Origin of the sequence: Pedobacter agri (genome assembly GCF_032678665.1) — a bacterium.
Taxonomy (GTDB): domain Bacteria; phylum Bacteroidota; class Bacteroidia; order Sphingobacteriales; family Sphingobacteriaceae; genus Pedobacter; species Pedobacter agri_A.
In genome coordinates, this window is sequence record NZ_JAVTSH010000010.1 from 181,785 (window position 1) to 207,597 (window position 25,813).

A 25,813-nucleotide genomic window follows, 5' to 3' on the forward strand; every position below is an offset into this window, starting at 1 on the left:
TTAAATAACGGAAGGTAGCAAAGTTGCAGAAAATGATTGAATTTAAAATAGTAGTAATTATGGAAGTCTACAATTTCTGGTGATTTAGAATTTTCATATCTATCATTATTTTACATTTAGCCATTCAAATTTCTCTCATTCAATCCCCCATTCCTTCACTCATTAAATTTAAAAAGCCTAAATTTGCACTTTCAAAAAAAAAGCATGATTCATTTCTTCTCTTGTCATCCTGAGCCTGTCGAAGGGCAAAAGCAGGCGATTTTTGTACTTCAAACAGACAAAGCGCTTTCACAAAATGATATTACTAAACTTGAATGGTTATTTGGCGGCGCCAAAATCTCGCAAGAAACTGCCTTAGCGGGCTTTTTTGTTGGACCACGAGCGGCCATGATTACCCCTTGGAGTACCAATGCCGTAGAAATCACCCAGAATATGGACATGCAGGGCATCATCAGGATTGAAGAGTTTAAAGCAGTTGCCGAAGATTTTTCAGACTATGACCCGATGCTTTCGCAAAAATATGAAAAGCTTGATCAGGATATTTATACCATTAACATCAAGCCTGAGCCTATTCTGGAAATCACTGATATTGCTGCCTATAACAAACAGGAAGGTTTATCTTTAAGTGATGAAGAAGTTGAATATTTGAATTCATTAGCTACCCGTTTAGAAAGACCATTGACAGATTCTGAAGTATTTGGCTTCTCGCAAGTTAACTCAGAACATTGCCGACATAAAATTTTCAACGGAACTTTTGTAATTGATGGTGTAGAACAACCCACTTCACTTTTCAAATTAATCCGCAAAACTTCTGAAGCTCATCCAAATGATATTGTTTCGGCTTATAAAGATAACGTAGCTTTTATTAAAGGACCAAAAGTACAGCAGTTTGCACCAAAACGTGCTGATATTCCCGAATTTTATGCTACAAGCGATTTTGATTCGGTAATTTCTTTGAAGGCAGAAACCCATAATTTCCCAACCACTGTTGAGCCGTTTAATGGTGCTGCAACAGGTTCTGGCGGCGAAATCAGGGATCGTTTGGCTGGCGGACAAGGTTCTTTGCCTTTAGCTGGAACTGCAGTTTACATGACTGCCCTTTCTCGTTTGGAAGAAGGCCGCGAGTGGGAAAAAGGAGTTGAAGAAAGAGCATGGTTATATCAAACCCCAATGGATATCCTGATCAAAGCATCGAACGGTGCGACAGATTTTGGAAATAAATTTGGTCAGCCGTTGATTACGGGTTCGGTGTTAACTTTCGAGCACGAAGAGGAATCACGTAAGTTAGGCTTCGATAAAGTAATTATGCTTGCCGGTGGTATTGGTTATGGCAAGGCTAGTCAGGCGCAAAAATTAAAACCAAAGGAAGGCGATAATATTGTTATCCTCGGTGGTGAGAACTATAGAATCGGGATGGGCGGTGCAGCAGTTTCATCTGCAGATACTGGCCAACACGGATCAGGTATTGAATTAAACGCTATCCAACGTTCGAACCCGGAAATGCAAAAACGTGCTGCCAATGCGGTTCGTGGAATGGTAGAGAGTGATCATAACTCAATTATTTCTATCCACGATCATGGTGCCGGTGGTCACTTAAATTGTTTATCCGAACTGGTAGAAGAAACAGGTGGTTTAATCAATCTGGATAAATTGCCTGTTGGCGATCCTACCCTGTCTGCTAAAGAAATTATCGGTAATGAGTCTCAGGAAAGAATGGGATTGGTGATCGGCAACGAACATATAGAAACTTTACAGAAAATTGCTGATCGCGAACGCTCGCCTATGTACACCGTAGGTAAAGTTACCGGCGATCATCGTTTTACTTTTAAATCGGAAACAACCGGCGCAAAACCAATGGATTTCCAGTTGAAAGATATGTTTGGCAGTTCTCCAAAAATTGTGATGGAAGATCAAACCATCGATCGCAAATATGAAGAGATTGCTTATAACAAAGCTGAACTGAACACTTACTTAGAACAGGTTTTACAGTTAGAAGCGGTAGCATCTAAAGATTGGTTGACAAATAAAGTCGATCGTTGTGTGGGCGGCCGGGTGGCAAAACAACAAACCGCCGGACCATTGCAATTGCCTTTAAACAATGTTGGTGTAATGGCATTAGATTTCCAGGGAAAAGAAGGCATTGCTACTTCAGTTGGTCATGCGCCATTGTCGGCTTTAATTGATCCGGCTGCTGGTAGTCGCAATGCAATTGCAGAATCTTTATCAAACATTGTTTGGGCACCGTTAAAAGATGGTTTGAAAAGCGTTTCGCTTTCTGCCAACTGGATGTGGGCTTGTAAAAATGAAGGTGAAGATGCCCGTTTGTACGCGGCAGTTAAAGCCTGCTCGGAATTTGCCATCGATTTAGGAATCAACATCCCGACAGGAAAAGATTCTTTATCCATGAAGCAGAAATACAAAGATGGTGATGTTATTGTTCCAGGAACGGTTATTATCTCTGCAGGTGCAAATTGTGATGATATTACAAAGGTGGTTGAGCCTGTACTTCAGAAAGATGGCGGCTCAATTTATTACATTAACCTCTCTAACGATGCCTATAAATTAGGTGGTTCATCTTTCGCACAGATTTTAAATAGAATCGGTACGGAAACACCTGATGTTAAAGATGCTAATCAATTCTCGAAAGCATTTAATGCAATTCAACAATTAATTAAGGAAGACAAAATACAAGCCGGACATGATATTGGTAGTGGTGGTTTGATTACAACCTTATTGGAAATGTGTTTTGCTGATCGCGATCTTGGTGCCTCAATTGATTTATCTTCATTGGCTGAGCAAGATGTAATTAAACTACTATTTGCAGAGAACATTGCTATCGTTTTCCAGGCAGACGCTTCAGTAGAAAATGCTTTAAATCAAGCTGGTGTGACGTTCCATAAAATTGGAGCAGTAACATCATCAGCTACGCTGGAAGTAAAAAATGCCGACGATAATTTTAGTTTTGATATTGAGCATTTACGCGATGTATGGTTCAAAACATCTTATTTACTCGACAACAAGCAAACAGCAAATGGTTTAGCAAAAGAGCGTTACGACAATTATAAAAACCATGTTTTAAATTACACTTTCCCATTAACTTTTGATGGAAAAAAACCAGCGATTGATTCATCTAAACCTCGCCCGAAAGCGGCCGTTATCCGTGAGAAAGGAAGTAACTCGGAGCGTGAACTGGCGAATGCGATGTACCTGGCAGGTTTTGATGTAAAAGATGTACACATGACAGATTTAATCACGGGTAGAGAAACACTGGAAGATATTCAATTCATTGGTGCGGTTGGAGGCTTCTCCAATTCTGATGTTTTAGGGTCAGCAAAAGGTTGGGCTGGTGCATTTTTATACAATGAAAAAGCAAGGGTGGCTTTAGAAAAATTCTTTGCCCGTCCGGATACTTTATCTGTTGGAATTTGTAACGGTTGCCAGTTATTTGTTGAATTGGGTTTAATCAATAAAGATCATGAGGATAAACCTAAAATGTTGCATAACAGAAGTGGTAAACACGAAAGTATATTTACTTCGTTAACGCTTCAGGAGAACAATTCAGTAATGTTATCTTCACTTGCAGGCAGCACATTAGGCGTTTGGGTATCGCATGGCGAAGGAAGATTCTCTTTACCGTACGCAGAAGATAAATACAAAATCGTAGCGAAGTATGCTTACGAGACCTATCCTGCTAGTCCGAATGGTTCAGATTACAATACGGCAATGATGTGCGATGAAACTGGCCGCCATTTGGTCATGATGCCGCACATCGAGCGTTCATTGTTCCAATGGCATTGGGCAAATTATCCTGCAGGCAGAAAAGATGAAGTTTCTCCTTGGATGGAAGCTTTCGTAAATGCAAGGAAGTGGATTGAAGAAAAAATATAGGCTTTTTTAAAGCGATAATAGAGAATAGGAAATAGAAGGGAGATTATCATTCCCCAATTTCCCATTCTCTATTTTCTATTCCCCATTTCAAATCATTGCTACATCAAATTAAAATTGATCGGCATGTTATACCTCACCCTTACTGGTATACCCTTGTTTTTTCCGGGTTTCCATAACGGCGATTTCTTAATTACTTTCATCGCTTCTTCATCGCAACCAAAACCAATCCCTCTTAAAACCTTTACATCCGTAATGGAACCATCTCTTTCCACTACAAAACTCACGAATACTTTACCTTGAATACTTTCTTCTTGTGCCCGATATGGATAGCGTAAATTGCGCTCCATATATTTAGTAAAAGCTTTCATGCCACCTGCAAATTCAGGATATTCGTCTACACCTTCGATACCCACAATGGCATTTGAATCTCCTCCGCCTTCACCTTCTTTAGCTACACCATTGCCATTGCCACTCACTGCAGGAACAGCTAAAACCAGATCAGGTTTAATTTCACCATCTTGTGTAACATTGCTCACCACCGCATTTTCAATTTCCTTTATCGTTGGCGGATCTTTAATTTCAGGTTTATCCACCACAACAATGTTAGAAGTCATATTAACTGTTTTCACTTTAACAGGTTCGGCTTTCGCAGGTTCCACTTTTTTTTCAGGCTCTGGCTTTTTCATCTCATGAATCACATCAGTTAAATCGACTACTTTAGGTGGAGAAACTTTTTCAATAACCGTAGGAAACATTTTACTGTACACTAGCGGAGTGAAGGCAAGCAATAAAAACAAGCCTACGGAAACCAGTAAAGCCCTGGTCATGATTTTAGAAGATTTTGACCTTAATTCATAAGCGCCATAGGTTTTGTTGCGGTCTGCAAATACAAGATCGAGCCACTCGGTTTTGTACACATTGATTGATGATTTGAACATAGCTATTAATTTTTATAGCATGATGTATCAAAAACCAGAATTCCATAAAAGAAGCAAAAAATCTGTTTTCGTTACGAAAAGTGAAAAATTTCATTTAAAAAACATTTTTTTATTTCATTTTCAATAAAATTGATAGAAATCTTACGATTGTTTTATAAAAATTAATAAAATATACTATTTTTGACAAAAAACATAACAAATTAATGAAAAGCTTAAGAACCATCGCATTAAAAGAGGCTCAAAACAGAATTTCACCAGAAGTTAAATCACCATCTTCAAAAATTTCTGATTTTTTTGGCGCTAATGTATTTGATAAGAAAAAAATGAGAGATTTCTTATCTAAGGACGTGTACGAAAAATTGATCTCATCTATCAACCAAGGTGAATTAATTAATTCTGATGATGCCAACCAAATTGCAACCGCTATGAAAGCATGGGCAATGAGCGCTGGCGCAACACATTACACTCACTGGTTCCAGCCGTTAACAGGTACAACTGCTGAAAAGCATGATTCATTTTTTGAGCCAAGTGGCGATGGTGCTATTGAGAAATTTGCAGGTAGCGCATTGGTTCAACAAGAGCCAGATGCTTCAAGTTTCCCTAACGGAGGTATCCGTAACACTTTCGAAGCTCGTGGTTACACCGCTTGGGATCCATCATCTCCAGCTTTTATCATGGAAAGCAAAGCAGGTAAAACACTTTGTATCCCAACAGTTTTCGTATCATACACAGGTGAAGCATTAGATTATAAAGCACCTTTATTAAAAGCATTAGCTTCGCTTGATAAAGCTGCTGTTGATGTTTGCCAATATTTCGATAAAAGCATTACAAAAGTAAATGCTTCATTAGGTATCGAGCAAGAATACTTTTTAGTTGATGAGTCATTATTTAATGCTCGTCCGGATTTATTATTAACTGGTCGTGCTTTATTCGGACACATGTCTGCTAAAGGCCAACAGTTAGAAGATCACTATTTCGGATCAATTCCTGAGCGTGTTTTCACGTACATGGTTGATTTCGAAAATGAAGCTTTAAAATTAGGTATTCCTTTAAAAACGCGTCACAATGAGGTTGCACCATCTCAGTTTGAGTGTGCGCCAATTTACGAAGAAATCAACTTGGCGATTGATCACAATCAATTGTTGATGGATTTAATGGAAAAAGTTGCTCGTCGTCACCATTTCCGTGTTTTATTGCATGAGAAACCTTATGCAGGCATCAACGGATCGGGTAAACACAACAACTGGTCGTTAATTACTGATACCGGTAAAAACTTATTGGCACCAGGTAAAACGCCAAAAAACAATTTGATGTTCTTAACTTTCTTCGTTAACACGATTAAAGCAGTTAGCGAGCATGCAGATTTATTACGTGCAAGTATTGCTTCAGTAAGCAACGATCACCGTTTAGGTGCTAACGAAGCGCCACCAGCAATCATTTCAATCTTCTTAGGTTCACAATTGAACGATGTATTAGATGAGATTGAGCACTCACGCATCAGCAAAAAAATTAAAGAAGATAATGCACTTTGGTTAGGTATCCCTAAAATCCCTCAAATTTTGTTGGATAATACAGATCGTAACCGTACTTCTCCTTTCGCGTTCACAGGTAATAAATTTGAATTAAGAGCAGTTGGTTCTTCTGCTAACTCTTCAGCACCAATGACGATCTTAAACGCGATCATGGCTGAGCAATTGGTTAAATTTAAAGCTGAAGTTGATAAATTAATCAAGAAAGGTGATAAAAAAGACATCGCATTATTAACGGTAATCAAAAAATACATCAAAGAATCTAAATCGATTCGTTTTGAAGGCAATGGTTACAGCCAGGAGTGGGAAGATGAGGCTGCAGCACGTGGTTTATCAAACATCAAAACTACACCTAAAGCTTTAGATGCGTATTTAACTGAAAAATCTGCAAGTTTATTCGAAACTACAGGAATTTACAGCAAGCGTGAAATTCATGCCCGTCATGAAATCATGTTAGAAAACTTCTACAAAAAATTACAGATCGAAGCTCGTGTAATGGGTGAAGTAGCAAATACTGCGATTATTCCTGCGGCTATTGCTTACCAAAACTCATTAATTGAAAATGTTAAAGGTTTAAAAGAATTGGGTGTAGAAAGCAAATCTTCACTAGATATCGTTAAAAAACTTTCTGAGCATTTAGACATCGTAAAAACAAATATCGATGCCATGTTAGAAGAACGTAAAGTAACCAACAAAATCGAAGATACACGTGAGAAAGCGATTGCTTACGATGAGAAAGTGAAATCTTACTTCGATTTAATCCGTTATCATGCCGATAAATTGGAGCAAATTGTTGACGACAGCGTTTGGCCTTTACCAAAATTCAGAGAATTGTTATTTATGAAATAGATTTTAAGCCGTAAGGTTTAAGGTATAGGGCGTAAGGTTTAAACTTTACGCCCTTTTTTTGGATCAGGATTTTTAGGATTTAGGGATTTTAAGATCATAAGCATAAACCATTCTGTTGAAATAAGCTGAGTATTAAATTAAAAGGCTAGCCCCCCTCGACCATCAATTTCTATTTTCCATTCCCTAATCCCTATTTTCCATTCTCTATTTTCCATTTCCCGATCCTTATTTCCCTATTATCTCTTACCTATCTGCTATTTTTTTCTAATCCCCAATCCCTTTTTCCTATTTCCCATTTTCTATTTTCCATTCCCCTGATTCCACCAAACTACTAAATACCGAAACCCTCAAAACTTCTGGCTCCCGACTTCTGACTCCCGACTTTTTCCCTTATCTTTGCGGCAACATGAGTGATAACAGGTACAATCAACGTGGCGTTTCTGCCTCAAAAGAAGATGTGCATAACGCCATCAAAAATATCGACAAAGGAATTTTCCCAAAAGCATTCTGCAAAATTATTCCCGACATCCTTGGTGGCGACGAATCTTATTGCAATATCATGCATGCAGATGGTGCCGGAACGAAATCATCTTTAGCTTATGTTTACTGGAAAGAAACCGGCGACATTTCGATCTGGAAAGGAATTGCGCAAGATGCTATCATCATGAACATTGATGATTTAATTTGTGTAGGTGCTACCGATAACATCCTTTTATCCTCAACCATTGGCCGCAACAAAAACTTAATTCCAGGTGAAGTAATTGCTGCAGTAATTAATGGAACCGAAGAAATTTTAGCTGATTTACGCGAGCAAGGCATTTCCATCTATTCAACTGGTGGAGAAACCGCAGACGTAGGCGACCTGGTAAGAACCATTATTGTTGATTCTACCGTAACTTGCCGTTTAAAACGTGAAGACATCATCAGCAATGATAACATTAAGCCTGGCGATGTAATTGTGGCTTTGGCATCATACGGACAAGCAACATACGAAACGGAATATAACGGCGGAATGGGCTCTAACGGTCTAACCTCTGCCCGTCATGATGTTTTTGAAAAATCTGTAGCAAATAATTATCCGGAGAGTTTTGATCCGGCAGTTCCATTTGACTTGGTTTTTTCTGGTCAGAAACAACTTACCGACGAAATTGAAATTGAAGGATTTGGCAAAACTACCGTGGGTAAACTGGTCTTATCTCCTACGCGTACCTATGCGCCGGTGATAAAAAAAATATTAGAAAACTACCGTAGCCAGATTAATGGCATAGTACATTGCAGTGGTGGTGCACAAACAAAAGTGTTGCATTTTATTAATGACGATATACATGTGATTAAAAATGACTTGTTCCCAATCCCACCGCTGTTTCAATTAATTCAGGAAGAATCTGGCACAGATTGGAAGGAAATGTACAAAGTGTTTAACATGGGCCATCGCATGGAGTTGTATGTGCCTCAGGAAATTGCAGGAGATATCATCGAAATATCAAAAAGCTTTAACATCGATGCGAAGATTATTGGTCGCGTAGAAAAAGGTGAACAGAAGCAAGTTACAATCGAAAGCGAAAAAGGAACTTTTGTTTACAACTAAAACGCAATTAACACACCCTTAATTATAACACTGTCATACTGAGCCTGTCTAAATACTCAAGTTACCTACTGAGCATTTCGACAAGCTCAATGTGAGAAATCTGCTCATTTCATCACTCCATTTCCTAATCACGATTGATGAATTTATGAAAGGTGCTTTCTTCTCCGTCACTTTTCTCCTCCTGATAGAGAAAATCAAGTTTATTCGAATCAAAATTTTCGAAGAAAGTATCCCAATCAATTTCCTTTAAATCAGATTTACTTTCACTGTGTTTAGGAAAATGAATTCTCAACACACCTTCATTCTTTCCTTTAGCGGTATCCGCAACTATCGCGGGTACACCACCATGTTTCTCAGCCCATGCTTTAATGGTAGCATGGTTGTGAGTTTGTTTTGAACTGCTCATAATTTATCATTTTATTAAATCAATTATTAATAATAATTATACAAGCATGTAAAAGGTTTTCAGTTTTTTAAAATTGCTGTAAAAAACAAAAGCCCCGACTTTTCAGTCGGGGCTTAAATCTTAGTATTTAAATTAAGTATTAGTTAAAGTTATAACGAACACCGAATTGCATGTAGTAAGTTGATAAAATCGTTTGAGTGGTACCAAATGTCTCACGAATTACATCACCACCAGCAGTATTTAATCTAAATGTTGGTCTGGTAGTATTGTTAACTTGTGTAGCATTTGTTGGAACCAAAACTGATGTACTGTTTACGAAGTTTCTATTACCCCATTTGCGGTTCAATAAGTTTCCAACGTTGAAGATATCTACAGAGAACTGGAATGAATTTTTAGTTTTTCCGTAGTTTTTGAAAATCTCTTGAGTTAATCTAAAGTCGAACTGATTTCTCCAAGGTAAAGTTGCACCATTACGTTTAGCATATTCACCTCTGTGCTCACTTAAATATTTATCCTGAGCAATATAATTTTCGAAAATTTGGCTTTGCTCTGCAGCTGTGAAAGTCCTAACTGTACCGTTACTTTGCGTAACGTTTTGAGATACAAAATCAATTTCACTTGCATTTCTAGGAATGTAAATTAAATCGTTTCCATTTACACCATCACGGTTAAAATCTGCACCATAAGTGTAAGAGAATCTACCTTGTTGAGCACCTTCATAAAATACAGAAACGAAAGTTGCTAAGTTTTTCAAAAATTCTTTACGGTAAGAAACACTAGCAATGATACGATCAGGATTCAAGTTATTTGAATAACTCAAAGTCGGCTCATTTGGATTACCTGATGTTTGAGGAATTGACCATAAGTTACCCAACTGATCACCAGCACCATCACCGTAGTTACGTTGATCAGAACGTGTGTAAGCGATCATTGCAGAAACACCACTGTTAAATTGTTTTGTCAATTGTGCAGTAGCCTGCCAGTTGTAACCACCTTTAGCGTTAGTCATTTCTGTAACGTTTAAAGCACCAGTTCCATTTGCTGTAGGAATACCTGCAGAGTTAATATCCACTACTTGTCTACCTGCTACCGAGTTTGGAAACAATGGTCTTGTATCTGGATATCCTGAAATTGCAAGGTTTGTAGGATTTTCAAGGTTTACGTTTTTAGCAACAGCAACTCTTAAATCTCTTCCATAAATACCCTCTAAAGTACCAACAATTCCCCAAGGTAATTTTGCATCAATCGCTAAACTTGATTTCCATGTTTGAGGGAATTTCAAATCTGGAGACATTACACTAATTGTACCTGGAATAGAAGTGCCAGCTGCAGGTTTAGTCGCCGTTAACAAGTTAGGTGCAATACTTGGATTAAAAAATGGAGTATTGGCACCTGAATATACTTGTAAAAATTGTAGTAAACCTGCATCACTTGATTGAGAAACTACCCATACAAAAGGTACACGACCAGTAAAGATACCAGAACCACCACGAACTTGTAACGAACGATCACCCATTACATCCCAGTTAAATCCGAAACGTGGAGAGTAAGAAAGTGTATTTTCAGGTAAAACGCCTGTATCTACTTTTTTGCCATTTGCAAAAGTTTGAGCAGCTACTAAAGGATGTGTTTGGATTTCTGATGCATCAGGGTAAGTAGCTTGTTCAACACGTAAACCTGCTGTTAACTTTAAACGGTCAGTAACTGTGAATTCATCTTGTAAGTAAGCAGAATACTGAGCAAACTTAAAGCTAGGGAAAGCCTGAGATCCATCTGCAGTTAGTGGGTAAGTTACAGAATATTGTAATGGTCTTTGATTGGTAATAAAGTCATTCCAAGATCTAAAAGTATAGAAACCAGTACCAAAACGTTGGAAACCATTTTTAGTTGTACTGAGTTCAGCTTGCAAACCTAAAGTAAGGTTGTGCTTGCCTAATGCAATACTTAAATCATCGCTATAAGTATAACCTTTTACATCACGTAAGTTACCATAAGTAAATGGCTCGTAACCAAATGTAGTTAAAACCCTTCCTGCATTAGCAGTAGTTTGCGTTCCATCTAAAATATCTACTAAAGGAAAGGGAGCACTGTCAGAGTTCCTTGGATCATTCTGGTGCGAATAAGTTGCACGAGCTACGTTAGTAATTCTACTTCCAAAGTTCGAAGTTAATTCAGCTACAGCTGAATAAAGATTTGCCGCCTGATAATAATTAGAATTATAGAAAGGTAAACCTGCGTCACGTCCGTTTCCTGATCTTGAATTTAGATAGGCTAATGTTCCTGTAACACCAGAGTTGGTTACAGATGTACTAGCAGGTGATGGGCTTTGACTTTCTACCTGATTGTAACGAACACTGAAACGGTGATTTTTAGAAATGTTCCAATCTAAACGGGCAAACATCTTTTCATTATCACTAACATTCTGATAACCATCATATGGGCCAGTCTGATAGCCATAACGAGTGTTAAGATAGGAAGAAACTTCATTTAAAAAGCTAGCTGTAGCCGGAACAACATTTGGATTATCAATTGAATATGGATAACCCGGTGTTGCGGCTAAACGTTGCGTTCCAGCCTCAACAGTATGTTTTTTCTCATAGTTAACAAAGAAAAACAATTTATCCTTTACAATCGGACCACCTAAGCTAAAACCATAGTTTTTCTCATCAAGTGGTTGTATGTTCTGAATTCTGAAAGTATCACCAATTCTTTTACCTTGATGATCTTCTGTTCTCATGGTATAAAATGCATTACCTGAGAAAGTATTTGTACCAGAACGTGTAACTGCAGTTACCGAACCACCTGTAAAACCTGTTTGGCGAACGTCATAAGGCGTAACATTGATCGAGATTTGCTCCAACGCGTCAATTGAAATTGGAGAACCTCCAGCAGGAATATTCTGACCAATACCAAACTGGTTATTAAAGTTGGCACCATCAACCGTGAAGTTGTTTGAACGGTAGTTACCACCACCAATAGAAGTACCATTAGCCTGTGGCGTTAAACGTGTCAAATCGTTCACACTACGTGAAATAGTAGGCAAAGCTTGAATTTGTTGTTTTCCAATTACTGTTGAAGTACCATTTTTGTTTGAATTTAAGATACTGTTAGTGCCTTGACCAACAACTTTAACTTCAGCAAGGGTTGAACTGTTATCAACCAACACTAAATTAACCAAATAAGGCTCACCTAATTTCAAAGAAATGTCTGATAATTTTGCAGGCTTATAACCTACGAAACTTACCTCAACCGTGTAAGGACCACCTACACGCATACCACCAATGGTAAATCTACCATCAGCATTTGTTGAAACGGTGTAAACCGAACCCGTTGGCGTGTGCGTTGCTTTGACGCTTGCACCCGGCAATGCACCACTCGCATCCTTAATTGTTCCTGTCATTGATGAGGTGGTAACCTGAGCGCTTGCGCCGAAAGTGATACCTACAACTGCAACAATAACGAGTACTAATCTTAAAAGTAAAGATTTGTTCATACTTTGTTTTTTAATTGTTTTTTGTTTGTTGAATAATAATCGGGGGTGATTTTATTGCTGCAAATGTAGGGATTAAAATTTAACACATTTTAACATCCAATGTTAAATTATCGTTAAGCATTCTAAAACTTTTCAACAATTAACACGTCAGATTAACACTTTAACTTTCAGTTTATTAATTGATATGAAATCATATTGAATATTTATTAAGAAAAGATGATAAATATTGCAATTATTGAATCAAAAATCGGCAGATAAAAGAATTTCTCAAAAAAACGGTTCCAACAATTTATCAATTGGCCTATTAAATCTTACAAATTACTGACGATATTAGGTATTTGTGATTGAAAATCTGGATTTACAAAATCCTTTGATAATAAATGTATCATAGATGGCGCCAAACCACTAATTTCAATCCGCCAAAGCGGCAAAACAGGTTTTGTCTAATCTCACAAGGCCAATTTTCAAAATTTGACAATGTATGTCAATAATCATCGCAATCAATTAACATTTTTTTTTTAGTTTTGGCAATTGATGGTCCGGTGATTAAGACCATACGGTAATGCGAAAGTTGGGCAACCATCAATCCGAGAATTATCCCGATGCGGGAGACTCCTTCCGCCAGAAGATTACTGCAAATAAATAGTTAAAAGGAAATCTCTTTAATATAAATATGAACTACGACGTTATTGTTTTAGGCAGCGGCCCAGGTGGTTATGTAGCTGCAATCAGAGCTTCACAATTAGGAATGAAAGTTGCAATTGTAGAGCGTGAATCATTAGGTGGTATTTGTTTAAACTGGGGTTGTATCCCAACTAAAGCACTTTTAAAAAGTGCTCAGGTTTTCGAATATATCAATCACGCGGCTGATTATGGTATTACTACTGCAGAGGCTACGGCAGATTTTGCTGCTGTTGTAAAACGCAGTCGCGGTGTTGCTGATGGCATGAGTAAAGGCGTTCAGTTCTTGATGAAAAAGAACAAAATTGACGTGATCATGGGTACTGGTAAAGTAAAACCAGGCAACAAATTAGAAGTTAAAGGTGCTGATGGTTCTCAAAAAGAACTAACAGCTAAAAATATCATTATCGCTACAGGTGCCCGCTCAAGAGAATTACCAAACCTAAAACAAGACGGTAAAAAAATTATCGGTTACCGCCAGGCAATGGTGCTTCCTGAATTACCAAAAAGCATGGTTGTGGTAGGTTCTGGTGCTATTGGAGTAGAGTTTGCTTATTTCTACGCTACCATGGGTACGAAAGTAACTATTGTAGAATTTATGGAAAATGTAGTTCCGGTAGAAGATGAAGATGTATCGAAACAATTATTACGCAGCTTGAAAAAAGTTGGTATCGATGTAATGACTTCAGCTTCTGTTGAATCAGTAGATACCGCTGGTGCAGGCTGTAAAGTTTCGGTAAAAACAGCTTCTGGCATGCAAACCATCGAAGCTGATATCGTACTTTCGGCAGCTGGTATTGTTGCTAACATCGAAAACATTGGTTTAGAAGAAACAGGCATCAAAACAGAGAAAGGTAAAATTGTAACTGACGAGTTTTATAACACATCAGTTAAAGGATATTATGCCATCGGTGATGTAGTTGGCGGTCAGGCTTTGGCTCACGTGGCATCTGCAGAAGGCATTATTTGTGTAGAGAAAATTGCCGGACAGCATGTTGAACCGTTAGATTACAATAATATTCCAGGATGTACATATTGCACACCTGAAATTGCATCTGTAGGTTATACCGAAAAAGCTGCAAAAGCTGCTGGCTACGAACTTAAAATCGGAAAATTCCCATTCTCGGCTTCAGGTAAAGCAAGTGCTGCTGGTGCAAAAGATGGTTTCATTAAATTAATTTTTGATGCGAAATATGGCGAATTATTAGGTGCGCACATGATTGGTGCCAACGTAACCGAAATGATTGCTGAAATTGTAGTGGCTCGTAAATTAGAAACTACTGGTCATGAAATGATTAAGTCAGTTCACCCTCACCCTACCATGAGTGAGGCCATTATGGAAGCTGCTGCTGATGCATACGGCGAAGTAATCCATTTATAAGCTGAAAGGCGAAAGCTGAAAGCTGTTTAATGATAAAACCCTTTAGTTAGTGCTAAGGGGTTTTCTTATTTTTAACCGATTCAAACTTGATACTTGCTACTTTTTAGTTTTTACTTGACACTAAAACTATAAAATGAAACTACATACCATAGATACCGGACTGTTTAAGTTAGATGGTGGCGCCATGTTTGGTGTGGTGCCAAAAGTAATCTGGCAAAAAACCAATCCGGCCGATTCAAATAACCTTTGCACCTGGGCCATGCGCTGCCTTTTAATTGAAGATAATGACAAACTGATTTTGGTAGATACCGGTATTGGGGATAAACAGAATGAGAAATTCTTCAGTCATTATTACTTACATGGTGAAGATACAATGTCGAAATCGCTGGCAAACTTAGGTTTCGGACTCGATGATATCACTGATGTTTTTTTAACGCATTTACATTTTGATCATGTGGGCGGAGCAATTAGTAGGGTGAATGACAAGCTGGCTCCAACATTTAAAAACGCAAACTATTGGAGCAACGAAAAACACTGGCAATGGGCCGTTGAACCGAATCCACGTGAAAAAGCCTCATTCTTAAAAGAGAACATTTTACCTATCCAGGAAAGCGGTCAGCTTCAATTCATTAGAGAAGAAGAAAATTTCGAGTGGCAAAAAAACATCAATATCTCTTTTGCCTACGGACATACCGATGCCATGATGTTGCCAAAAATAAAATACAAAGGCAAAACGATCGTTTACATGGCCGACCTCCTACCCTCTGTTGGTCATTTACCTTTACCTTACGTAATGGCCTACGATATGTTTCCTTTAAAAACCTTGACAGAGAAACAGGCATTTCTGGAAGAAGCGGTTGAAAACGAATATATTTTGTTTTTAGAGCATGATCCCCTTAACGAGTGCTGCACTTTACAGCGTACCGAGAAAGGAATTCGGGTAGCACAGACTTTTAAATTAAGCGAAATCTAATGATCAGACTTGCTGTGCCTCAGGATGCACCATTTGTAGCGCCACTTATTATCCAGGCAATGGGAAATTTGGCTGCAAAATTTGCCAATTCAGATAACCCAAAAGTAATTCTCGATTTGTTCATCTATTTTTTTCAGCTGGAGAACAATCAATACAGCTATCAAAACACCCTAGTTTATGAAGAGAATGATCAAATATTAGGTTCGTTGAATGCATACGAAGGGGCAAAACTAGCTGAACTTAGGCGAAACTTTTTAAGTTATTTGAAAGAAAACTACAAAGTAACCAACTTTCATCCTGAAGCTGAAACGCAGGAAGGAGAATTTTACTTTGATACCATCAGCGTACATCCGGATGCACAAGGGAAAGGAATTGGTAAAGCATTGATAAAGGCTGGAATCGATTGGGCAAAAAAACTTGATCACCAGCAAATCGGTTTGTTGGTTGAAAAAGAAAATTTAAAAGCCAAAGAATTGTACGAAAAATTAGGATTCAAAACCCAAAATAACAAAGCCTTTATGGGTGGAATGTATTTCCACATGGTGTACGCACTTTAAGATGAGCTTACGGAATTGTCACATTTTAAAATTATGCAGATTTTATTTGTATTTAATCTAAATAATAAGCAATTTCGCATCAGATGGAAAAAGCTTGTATCAATATCAATGAACTGGTTAACGTATTCTCAAATGCACATGGTTCTATTTATCAATCAGATAAATTAAATTGCTTTTATGTTGATTTTGGCGGAAAGTTTGCCAAATACAATTGCCTGTCGCTTCAAAAACTTAAAAAAGTGGTGGAGCAAATCGATATCGAAGCGCTTCTGCTGAATACCCGCAAAGCTGATTTTGAACTGGTAACCTTCAACGGTTGCGAGCACATTTATCTGTTAAGCGCTTTAGAAATTGTGGCTTTAAAAGATTTATTGCAAGGCACATTCACCATGTTTAAACTTAATCACCTGATCAGCGATTGTCTTTATAGATTGGTTTATTAGTTCATCAGTTGAATGGTTCATTAGTCATTGGTTTAATAGTCAATTGTTCATTAGCTCAATCGTTAAATGGTTCATTAGTCATTGGTTCATTAGTTCAATGGTTTAATAATCAATTATTCATTAGTTCAATCGTTCATTAGTCATTGGTTCATTCAGAGATCCTAAACTAGTACAATCTTTAAGCCTTGGTCTTTGATCCTTATTCCTTTATCTTTGATCTTTATTCCTTCATCTTTATTCCTTGATCTTTATTCCTTCATCCTTCATCCTTCATCCTTGCTCATTTCTCTTTTCTCCTTGCTCCTTGCTCTTTGCTCCTTTCTCTTTGCTCATTTCTCTTTGCTCCTTTCTCCTTGCTCCTATCCCCTTAAGTAACAGCAAGTATCCGTTTGGCGTTATTCATTCGATCACCTGTTCTCTGTTTCCTGTTCCCCATTCCCAGAGTATCTCATCCGCATATCATTATTTAAACTTATTATAAATAACTAAAAGTCAGCAATTTAGACTAATTTCATATAGCAAATAAATGATATTATTGAACAAATTCGTTTTACATTTGTAGTGTTATTAAAGCACAGAAATTATGAAAGATCTAATGCGTATTAAATGTTTAATATCTCAGGATATCGAAACACTTTTAAATCAGCAAATAAAAAAAGAAGCTCACTCTTCATCACTATATTTATCAATGGCATCATGGTGTAACCAAAACGGTTATGATTATTCTGCTGATTATTTCACAAAACAATCGGAAGAAGAAAGGATGCACCAGCTAAAATTATTCAAATATGTTTTGGATATGGGCGGTAATGCAATTTCTCCTGAAGTTACAGGCATTAAAACTGATTTCGCCGGATTCAGAGAAGTATTCGAAGATGCGCTTGAGGCAGAAATCGCGATTACACAAAGTTTCAAAAATTTAGCTTCAAGATGCCATAAAGAACAAGATTTTGTTACTATGGAGTTTTTAAACTGGTTCTTAAAGGAGCAACGCGAAGAAGAATATAAAGCCCGTAGAGCATTGGAATTGTTTGAAGTAATCGGCGAAGAAGGTACTGGAAGATGGGAAATCGACAAACATGTGAACAAAATCACTTATTCTGAAGATTAAGCACAACAAATAACAAAGCATATATATGAAAGCTATCTCATCACGAGGTGGCTTTTTTTTTGTTTCGCAGCTTTTATTCTGAACTCGTTTCAGGATCTCTACAGCATAACAATCATTTTCACCAGGCCGTCATCCTAAACCTGTTTCAGGAACTTTATCGTCTAGCACCATACTTACCAAATCGTCATCCTGAACTTGTTAAGGATCTCAAATGCATAACAATCATTTTATCAAGGCCGTCATCCTGAACTCGTTTCAGGACCTTTATCGCCTATCACCGTACTTACCAAATCGTCATCCTGAACTTGTTTCAGGATCTTAGTTTTTTATTCGATCACTTCACCAATGAGGACAAAAAAAAGAAAGCTTCCACTGTATCAATGGAAGCTTCTTTCAGTTTAGTTTGTTTGGTTATGTTGATTATGAATAAGTCTGAAGATTTTTATAAAAAAAGCGCCGTTGCCAGCGCTTTTTTTAAACCAAATATATAATAATAATTAACGAGCATTACAAAAGTACAAACTTTATTCATATAAGCAAGTGATTTTCACAAATAAATTAAAAAATTTTATCAAAAAGATTAAAAAGATTAATTAATCACATTAAATATTACTTAATAAATTGCAAAAGCTATACATAAATCATTTTTTTAAATAAAATTTTCGATTTTTTAATTCAAAATCATACTTTAAACAAATATTTAAGTCAAATGATAGAAAATTTTATAAAAAATTACTTAAATCATCCAAAAATTTATGATGAAATGTTCCTAAATAGTGATAATTATAGAAATCACTATTCAAATTTCATCAACAACTTTTCTAAAGAATCTCTCGAAAACCTCAACAAAAAGGAAGAGCTCGCTAAAAAACTTTTCATGAGCCAGGGCATCACCTTTACTGTTTACGATAGCGGTGAAGGCATCGAAAAGATTTTCCCTTTCGATATTATCCCTCGAATCATCACCTCAAGTGAATGGTCTTTCATCGAAAAAGGAATAAAGCAACGCCTGAAAGCGTTAAATCTTTTTTTAAAAGATGTGTACAGCAATCAATTTATCATAAAGGATCAGATTGTTCCGATCAACGTAATTTATTCCTGCCCACATTTTTTAAGGGAAATGCATAATGTAAATGTGTTGCACGACATCTATATCCACATTGCCGGCATTGATTTAATCAGAGATCACGACGGAACTTTTTATGTGCTCGAAGATAACCTCCGTACCCCATCGGGCGTGAGTTACATGCTTGAAAACCGGGAGATTACCAAAAGACTCTTCCCCGATCTCATTCCGCAATGCGGCGTGAGAAGCGTAACAGAATATCCTGCTATTTTGTACAAAAACCTGATGGCCCTATCGCCAAGGGCAGTATCTAATCCCACAATTGTATTATTGAGCCCGGGCATGTATAATTCTGCCTATTACGAACACACTACATTAGCCCGTTTAATGGGAGTTGAATTGGTTGAAGGACGAGATTTGGTGGTGAAAAACCAGAAAGTGTTTATGAAAACCACAACGGGTTTGCAACAGGTTGATGTAATTTATCGCCGTGTAGATGATGATTACCTTGACCCCTTGGTATTTAATCCAAACAGCGTTTTAGGCGTTGCCGGCTTGATGGGCGCTTATCGAAAAGGAAATGTCGCTATCGTAAATGCGGTTGGAAATGGCGTTGCTGATGACAAAGCCGTTTACGCTTATGTTCCTGAAATGATCAGGTATTACCTAAATGAAGAACCCATTCTAAAAAATGTTCCAACCTATCAACTAAGCAACCGCGATGAGCTGGATTACGTTTTTCAAAACATCAATACCATGGTGATTAAAAAGACCAATGGAAGCGGTGGTTATGGCATGCTGATGGGACATGCGGCAACCGAACAGGAAACGGAAAAATATAAATTAGAAGTTTTAAAAGACCCGCGAAACTTTATTGCCCAGCCCACGATTAGTCTCTCTTCTGCCCCATGTTTTATCAATGGAAAACTGGCACCGAGAAGAATTGATTTACGTCCTTTTGCACTAAACGGTCCTGATGGAATATCCATTGTTCCAGGCGGATTAACCCGGGTAGCCTTAAAAGAAGGCTCGCTGGTGGTGAACAGCTCACAAGGCGGTGGCAGTAAAGATACATGGGTTTTAACTTCTTAGAATACAAAATATGTTAAGTAGAGTAGCATCGAGCTTATATTGGTTAAGCAGATATGTGGAGCGTAGCGATGGAATGCTTCGCATGTTGAAAATAAATTATGCTTCATCGCAAGATACCATCCAGGAATTTACCTGGAAACCAGTCATCAGAATTTTTTCTTCGGATGATGAAACTGAACTTTTAAATATCCAGCATGATAGTAGAGCGGTGATCGAATATTTATTGTTAAACCGCGACAACCCCAACTCCATATTAAATATTGTTACCCTGGCACGGGAGAATGCAAGAAGCGTACAGGAACATATTCCGAAGGATTTATGGCAATGCCTGAATGAATATTATCATACCGTAAAAGATGAAAAACTGTTGTGGTATGTTCAAAAAGATGACCCCATTACAGCCTTGGATATACTCATCAAACAAGTGATGTTGTACCATGGCACAGCCGATAGTGCGATGGAACGTGGAGAAAGCCGGAGTTTCATGAAAATTGGTAAACATCTGGAAAGAAGCATCCAATCCATCGATATTCTCGATATTAAATTTAGTTCCATCAGTGATAACCCTGATTTACTGACAGATATTGCCTATTGGAAACATTTACTTTTATCACTGGGGGGTTATGAACTTTATTTAAAAACATACCGCCAGGGTTTCGATGCCAAAAATATCATTGAACTGGTGATGCTGAACAATGATTTCCCTCGGTCGGCACTTTATTCAATGAACAATATCGATCGTTATTTTAGCCGTTTAAAAAGCGAAAGCAACATCGAGCACTACAATAATTTATCTTTCAAAATAGGAAGGTTAAAAAGTATGATCACCTACAGTTCAGTAAATACGATGGAAGAAGAGCAATTACATGATTATTTAACCGAAATACGGGCAGAACTATTCGGCATCGGAAACCTGCTAAATGAATATTATTTCGCAAATTCATAATTAGATCATCATACTGCTTTATTTAAAACAGAATACAACATGCCAATATTTAAAATTAAACATATAACGAATTATAAATACGAGTCGCCAGTTCGGGATAGCGCCAACCAGATCATTTTATTCCCGATTAAAGACGATTACCAAAAAGTAATCAAACACGATTTAAATATTTCAGGAAGTCCGGAAATTGAGATTTTTATTGATTATTACGGGAACGAGGTTGGAACGTTCACCCAGAACGAACCACATAATCAACTTAAAATATTTTCTAAAGTTAGCGTGGAAACCTCAGCTAAACCGCTGCCACAAGATGACATGTTTAGTAGCGAGCAATGGCACAGCCTCGATGCTATAAAATACGAGGTTCCATACATTGACTATTTACGGCAGGAATCTTTTGATGGAATTATTCAGCTAAAAGAAACAGCATTAAGCATTAAAAGCCCGGATGATACACCCTATCAAACGGCGATAAAATACTGTGCCCATGTGTTCAGTAATTTTGAGTACATCAAGGGCATCACAGCGGTTGATACCACGATTGAAGAAATTCTAAAATTGAAAGCTGGCGTTTGTCAGGATTTTGCCCATGTGCTTACCGCTATGCTGAGGTTAACAGGCATTCCATCCCGTTACGTGAGCGGCTACATTTGCCCCAATAGAGATGGTATGCGTGGTGAGGGTGCCACACATGCCTGGGCTGAAGCATATTTGCCGGAGTATGGATGGCTGGGCCTCGATCCTACCAACAATTGCATCGCTAACGAAAACCATGTACGCTTGGCTGTCGGCAGAAACTTCGCCGATTGCTCTCCGGTTAAAGGCGTATATAAAGGTGGTTATGAACACATTATGGAAGTAAATGTATCGGTCGGCTATAATGACGAGGACTTCAATGACAATGAAAATTATTTCCAGCCAAAAGAAGTGAATTATACCAAACCATCTGGATTAACTACAACCGCCCGTAAGCAAAACAGCTACCAGCAATACATGGAGGCCATGCAACAGCAGCAACAGCAACAATAATCAGTTTACTGTTATGGGCGATTAGTTGCCAGTTCAGTAATCAAAAATGTTTATTGATGATTAATTTATTTCAAAAGATCAATAAATGACGTTTTAGGGAGGCCGTCATTGCGAGGGAGTATTTCACGACCGCGGCAATCTGATCTTATTACGAATGAGATTGCTTCTCCTAATGAAGAATTGGGATCGTAACGATGAAAAATAAAACGTCGGTGGTAGCTTGTCGAAGAATTCATATCAGCATTTCGACGACTTGTCGCGATACTTCGGGAAGCTACATGATACAACTCCCCTAATTCCAATTCGGAAAAAACTATAGGAATAATTATACAGCTATAAAATTTTGTTATTTATTTTCATAATTTTCAATTTCTAATACCAAACATTATGAAAATTTCATATTTCTTCCTAGCAGGAGCAATTGTAACCTCAATATTTTCTGCCTGTACTCAAAGTAAGGATTCTGCAAAACTTGGCCCGATATCGCCAGAAGAAATCAAATCTCATATCGCTGTTTTAGCCGATGATTCCTTACAAGGCCGTCGCCCGTTTACCATTGGAGAAACCAAAACCGTTAATTATATTTCATCAGAACTAAAAAAAGCCGGCGTAGAACCTGGCAACAACGGAAATTACATCCAAAAAGTTCCAATGGTTGAAGTAACATCTATCCCATCAGCACATATGGAAATAACTGGCGGAAAAGAAAAACTAAGCTTTAAGGCCGTTGATGATTTTGTAGCCTTTACCAGAAGAGAACAAGATACCATTCAGTTAAAAAATTCGCCATTGGTGTTTGCCGGTTTTGGCATTGTAGCACCAGAATTTAACTGGAACGATTATAAAGATTTAGATGTAAAAGGAAAAACGGTTGTGGTTTTAATTAGCGATCCAGGCTTTGACGCCAAAGATAAAATGTATTTCAGGGGCGACACCATGACTTATTATGGCCGCTGGATGTATAAATATGAAGAAGCAGCCAGACAAGGTGCCGCCGGAGTAATCATTATACACCAAACAGAGCCCGCGAGTTATGGCTGGTCGGTAATTACTAACAGCAACACCGGTGCTAGATTATATTTGCAGGCTGCTGACAAACACATGTCGCGATGTAAACTAGAAGGATGGATGACCGAAAAAGCAGCTACCAGGCTGTTGGCGAATGCTGGAATTACCGGAGATATTCGTGCCTATGCAAGAAGGAAAGATTTTAAAGCAGTTCCATTAAAACAATCGGTAACGGTCGGTTTAAGCAATACATTCAAATATTCCACTTCGCAGAATGTGATTGGAATCATTAAAGGAAGTAAACGGCCAGACGAAACCATTGTTTATTCTGCGCATTGGGATCATTTTGGTATCGGGCCAAAAATTAATGGCGATTCGATTTACAATGGCGCAGTAGATAACGCAAGTGGTGTTGCAGCAATGTTATCTATCGCCAAAGCTTTTCAAAACGCTAAAGAAAAACCAGAAAGATCAATCGTATTTTTATCGGTTACTGGCGAAGAACAGGGCTTATTGGGTTCAGAGTATTATGCGTTGAATCCGATTTACCCGCTTAATAAAACCGTAGCCAACTTAAACATGGATGCGCTTGGTTTTTATGGAGAAACAAAGGATATCTCCATTAAAGGAAAAGGTCAAAATGAAGTGGAAGATTACATCATAAATGTGCTGAAAGAAAATAACCTGGAGGCAGTTGGCGATACACGTCCGAGTGCGGGAAGTTATTATCGTTCAGACCATTTCAATTTTGCCAAAGTCGGCGTACCCGCAATTGACATCGTAAATGGTTTCAACAGTAAGGAACATGGTGCTAAGTGGGGACAAGAGCAACGACTTGGCTACAACGAAAAACATTATCACCAACCATCTGACGCATATTCTCCTCAAATGAATACCAGTGGTTTTGCACAAATTGCCAACATTCTGTTTACCGTTGGTTATAAACTAAGCAACGAAACAACTTTCCCTCAATGGAAAAAAGGCTCAGAGTTTAAAGCGGCAAGAGATAGATCAATCGCTAAACAGCATAATTAAGTTCTTAGTGTACATTTGCAAATTAACATTTTAACAATTAAGCAATTTCAACAATTCAACCACAATAATTTTTCCTAAATTTGCGCCTTTTACAAATAACAATATGATTAAGAGACAGCAAATTAAAGAATTATTAAAGTCGACAGCATTTGACACAGAAGTAACGGTTATGGGATGGGTTAGAACTTTCCGTAATAATCAGTTTATTGCATTAAATGATGGGTCTTGCATGGGCAATATCCAGGTTGTGCTTGATTTTAATAATTTACCAGAGGAGCTGTTAAAAAGAATCACCACTGGTGCAGCCATTTCTGCAACTGGAAAATTGGTTGAATCATTGGGAAAAGGACAATCTGTTGAAATTAAGGCTACAACAGTAGAAATTTTAGGAGACAGTGATCCTGAAAAATTCCCTTTACAGCCTAAAAAACACAGTTTAGAATTTTTGCGTGAAATAGCACACTTGCGTTTCCGCACCAATACATTTAACGCAGTTTTCAAGGTGCGTCATGCTTTGGCTTTTGCCATCCATCAGTTTTACAATGAGCGTGGTTTTGTTTACATGCACACCCCTGTAATTACCGCAAGTGATGCGGAGGGCGCTGGAGAAATGTTTAAGGTTACCACTTTAGATTTTGATAACACACCGCGTACGGATGACGGAAAAGTAGATTTTTCTCAGGATTTCTTTGCCCGTGCGACAAACTTAACCGTTTCTGGTCAGCTGGAAGGAGAATTGGCAGCAATGGCATTCGGACAGATTTATACGTTTGGTCCAACTTTTAGAGCTGAAAACTCGAACACGACACGTCACTTAGCGGAATTTTGGATGATTGAACCTGAAGTTGCTTTCGCTGATCTGGAAGATAACATGCAGCTTGCAGAAGACATGATGAAGTATGTGATTAAATATGCTTTAGATCACTGCAAAGAAGAACTGGAGTTTTTAAATACACGCCTGGCTGAAGAAGACAAACAAAAACCTCAAAATGAGCGCAGTGAATTTGGTTTGTTAGAGAAACTGGATTTTTGTTTGGCTAACGAATTTGAACGGTTAACTTACACGGAAGCCATTAGAATTTTAAAATCATCAAAGCCTAACCAGAAGAAACAATTCAAATATTTAATTGATGAGTGGGGTGCAGATTTACAGAGTGAGCATGAGCGTTACCTGGTAGAGAAACACTTTAAAAAACCAGTTATTTTAACAGATTATCCTGCTGATATTAAATCTTTCTATATGCGTCAAAACGAGCCTGATGCTGAAGGCAGACAAACCGTAGCGGCGATGGATATTTTATTCCCGGGTATTGGAGAGATGATTGGTGGTTCACAACGTGAAGAACGTTTAGATCGTTTGACTAAGCGTATGGAGGATATGAATATCCCACAGGATGAATTGTGGTGGTATCTGGATACCCGTCGTTTTGGTTCAGCACCACATGCCGGTTTTGGATTAGGCTTCGAACGTTTAGTACTTTTTGTAACCGGCATGACAAACATTCGTGATGTAATTGCTTTCCCTCGTTTCCCTAAAAATGCAGAGTTTTAATAGGGTTTAGGGTTTAGGGTTTAGGGTTTAGGGTTTAGGGTTTAGGGTTTAGGGTAAACAAATCACTATAACATAAGGGTTTGGGTTTTAATAAAACTCGAACCCTTTTTTTATTTACCTAAAGCTGGTTGGTGAGGACACCAACCAGTAGAAAACTCGAACCCTTTTTATTTACATAAAAGTAACCACCCCGCCCCTCCTTGAAAATAAGGAGGGGAGTTTCCCCTCATAGTTCTAGAAACTAATTA

General features: G+C 37.9%; 16 protein-coding genes. 13 read left to right on the top strand and 3 right to left on the bottom strand.

The features are described 5' to 3' along the window. Window positions 1–183 precede the first annotated feature (183 nt). Window positions 184–3,888, top strand: a complete 3,705-nt coding sequence (gene purL / locus R2Q70_RS19540) for a phosphoribosylformylglycinamidine synthase (RefSeq protein WP_316809229.1) — start codon at window positions 184–186, stop codon at window positions 3,886–3,888. A gap of 98 nt (window positions 3,889–3,986) precedes the next feature. Here purL and R2Q70_RS19545 read toward each other — a convergent pair whose 3' ends face one another. Further along, window positions 3,987–4,826, bottom strand: a complete 840-nt coding sequence (locus tag R2Q70_RS19545) for a TonB family protein (protein ID WP_316809230.1) — start codon at window positions 4,824–4,826, stop codon at window positions 3,987–3,989. Window positions 4,827–5,029: 203 nt separating this feature from the next. Between R2Q70_RS19545 and R2Q70_RS19550 the strand changes: the two genes are divergently transcribed. Both R2Q70_RS19550 and R2Q70_RS19555 read left to right on the top strand, forming a co-directional pair. Then, entirely contained in the window at window positions 5,030–7,204 is a 2,175-nt protein-coding gene (locus R2Q70_RS19550; protein ID WP_316809231.1) for a glutamine synthetase III, read from the top strand. A 406-nt stretch (window positions 7,205–7,610) separates the two neighbouring features. Further along, window positions 7,611–8,792, top strand: coding sequence for an AIR synthase related protein (locus tag R2Q70_RS19555; protein WP_316809232.1), 1,182 nt, complete (start codon window positions 7,611–7,613; stop codon window positions 8,790–8,792). Window positions 8,793–8,916: 124 nt separating this feature from the next. Here R2Q70_RS19555 and R2Q70_RS19560 read toward each other — a convergent pair whose 3' ends face one another. Both R2Q70_RS19560 and R2Q70_RS19565 read right to left on the bottom strand, forming a co-directional pair. Continuing rightward, window positions 8,917–9,198 (bottom strand): hypothetical protein, encoded by a 282-nt coding sequence (locus R2Q70_RS19560; RefSeq protein WP_316809233.1) that lies wholly within the window; start codon window positions 9,196–9,198, stop codon window positions 8,917–8,919. 139 nt (window positions 9,199–9,337) lie between these two features. Continuing rightward, entirely contained in the window at window positions 9,338–12,691 is a 3,354-nt protein-coding gene (locus tag R2Q70_RS19565; RefSeq protein ID WP_316809234.1) for a TonB-dependent receptor, read from the bottom strand. 673 nt (window positions 12,692–13,364) lie between these two features. Here R2Q70_RS19565 and lpdA point away from each other — a divergent pair. The 10 genes from lpdA to asnS all read left to right on the top strand — a co-directional run bounded on the left by lpdA (window position 13,365) and on the right by asnS (window position 25,565). After that, complete coding sequence (gene lpdA, locus R2Q70_RS19570) at window positions 13,365–14,753, top strand: dihydrolipoyl dehydrogenase (RefSeq protein WP_010603204.1); 1,389 nt, start codon at window positions 13,365–13,367, stop codon at window positions 14,751–14,753. Between the two features lie 133 nt (window positions 14,754–14,886). Continuing rightward, window positions 14,887–15,726: an MBL fold metallo-hydrolase gene (locus tag R2Q70_RS19575; protein WP_316809235.1), complete on the top strand. Its 840-nt coding sequence runs from the start codon at window positions 14,887–14,889 to the stop codon at window positions 15,724–15,726. Further along, the gene (locus R2Q70_RS19580; RefSeq protein ID WP_316809236.1) at window positions 15,726–16,283 is read left to right on the top strand and encodes a GNAT family N-acetyltransferase; all 558 of its coding nucleotides are present in this window, start codon (window positions 15,726–15,728) and stop codon (window positions 16,281–16,283) included. Before R2Q70_RS19575 ends, R2Q70_RS19580 begins: the two co-directional genes overlap by 1 nt. 83 nt (window positions 16,284–16,366) lie before the next feature. Beyond that, the gene (locus R2Q70_RS19585; protein ID WP_316809237.1) at window positions 16,367–16,726 is read left to right on the top strand and encodes a hypothetical protein; all 360 of its coding nucleotides are present in this window, start codon (window positions 16,367–16,369) and stop codon (window positions 16,724–16,726) included. 583 nt (window positions 16,727–17,309) lie between these two features. Next, entirely contained in the window at window positions 17,310–17,837 is a 528-nt protein-coding gene (locus R2Q70_RS19590) for a ferritin (protein ID WP_116170049.1), read from the top strand. A 709-nt stretch (window positions 17,838–18,546) separates the two neighbouring features. Further along, on the top strand, window positions 18,547–19,995 hold the full coding sequence (locus tag R2Q70_RS19595; RefSeq protein WP_316809238.1) for a circularly permuted type 2 ATP-grasp protein: 1,449 nt from the start codon (window positions 18,547–18,549) through the stop codon (window positions 19,993–19,995). 10 nt (window positions 19,996–20,005) lie between these two features. Continuing rightward, window positions 20,006–20,941, top strand: a complete 936-nt coding sequence (locus R2Q70_RS19600; RefSeq protein WP_316809239.1) for an alpha-E domain-containing protein — start codon at window positions 20,006–20,008, stop codon at window positions 20,939–20,941. A gap of 39 nt (window positions 20,942–20,980) precedes the next feature. Then, window positions 20,981–21,970 (top strand): transglutaminase family protein, encoded by a 990-nt coding sequence (locus R2Q70_RS19605; protein ID WP_316809240.1) that lies wholly within the window; start codon window positions 20,981–20,983, stop codon window positions 21,968–21,970. A gap of 387 nt (window positions 21,971–22,357) precedes the next feature. Beyond that, window positions 22,358–24,013: a M28 family metallopeptidase gene (locus tag R2Q70_RS19610; RefSeq protein WP_316809241.1), complete on the top strand. Its 1,656-nt coding sequence runs from the start codon at window positions 22,358–22,360 to the stop codon at window positions 24,011–24,013. Between the two features lie 103 nt (window positions 24,014–24,116). Continuing rightward, entirely contained in the window at window positions 24,117–25,565 is a 1,449-nt protein-coding gene (gene asnS, locus R2Q70_RS19615) for an asparagine--tRNA ligase (RefSeq protein ID WP_316809242.1), read from the top strand. The last annotated feature ends 248 nt before the right edge of the window (window positions 25,566–25,813 follow it).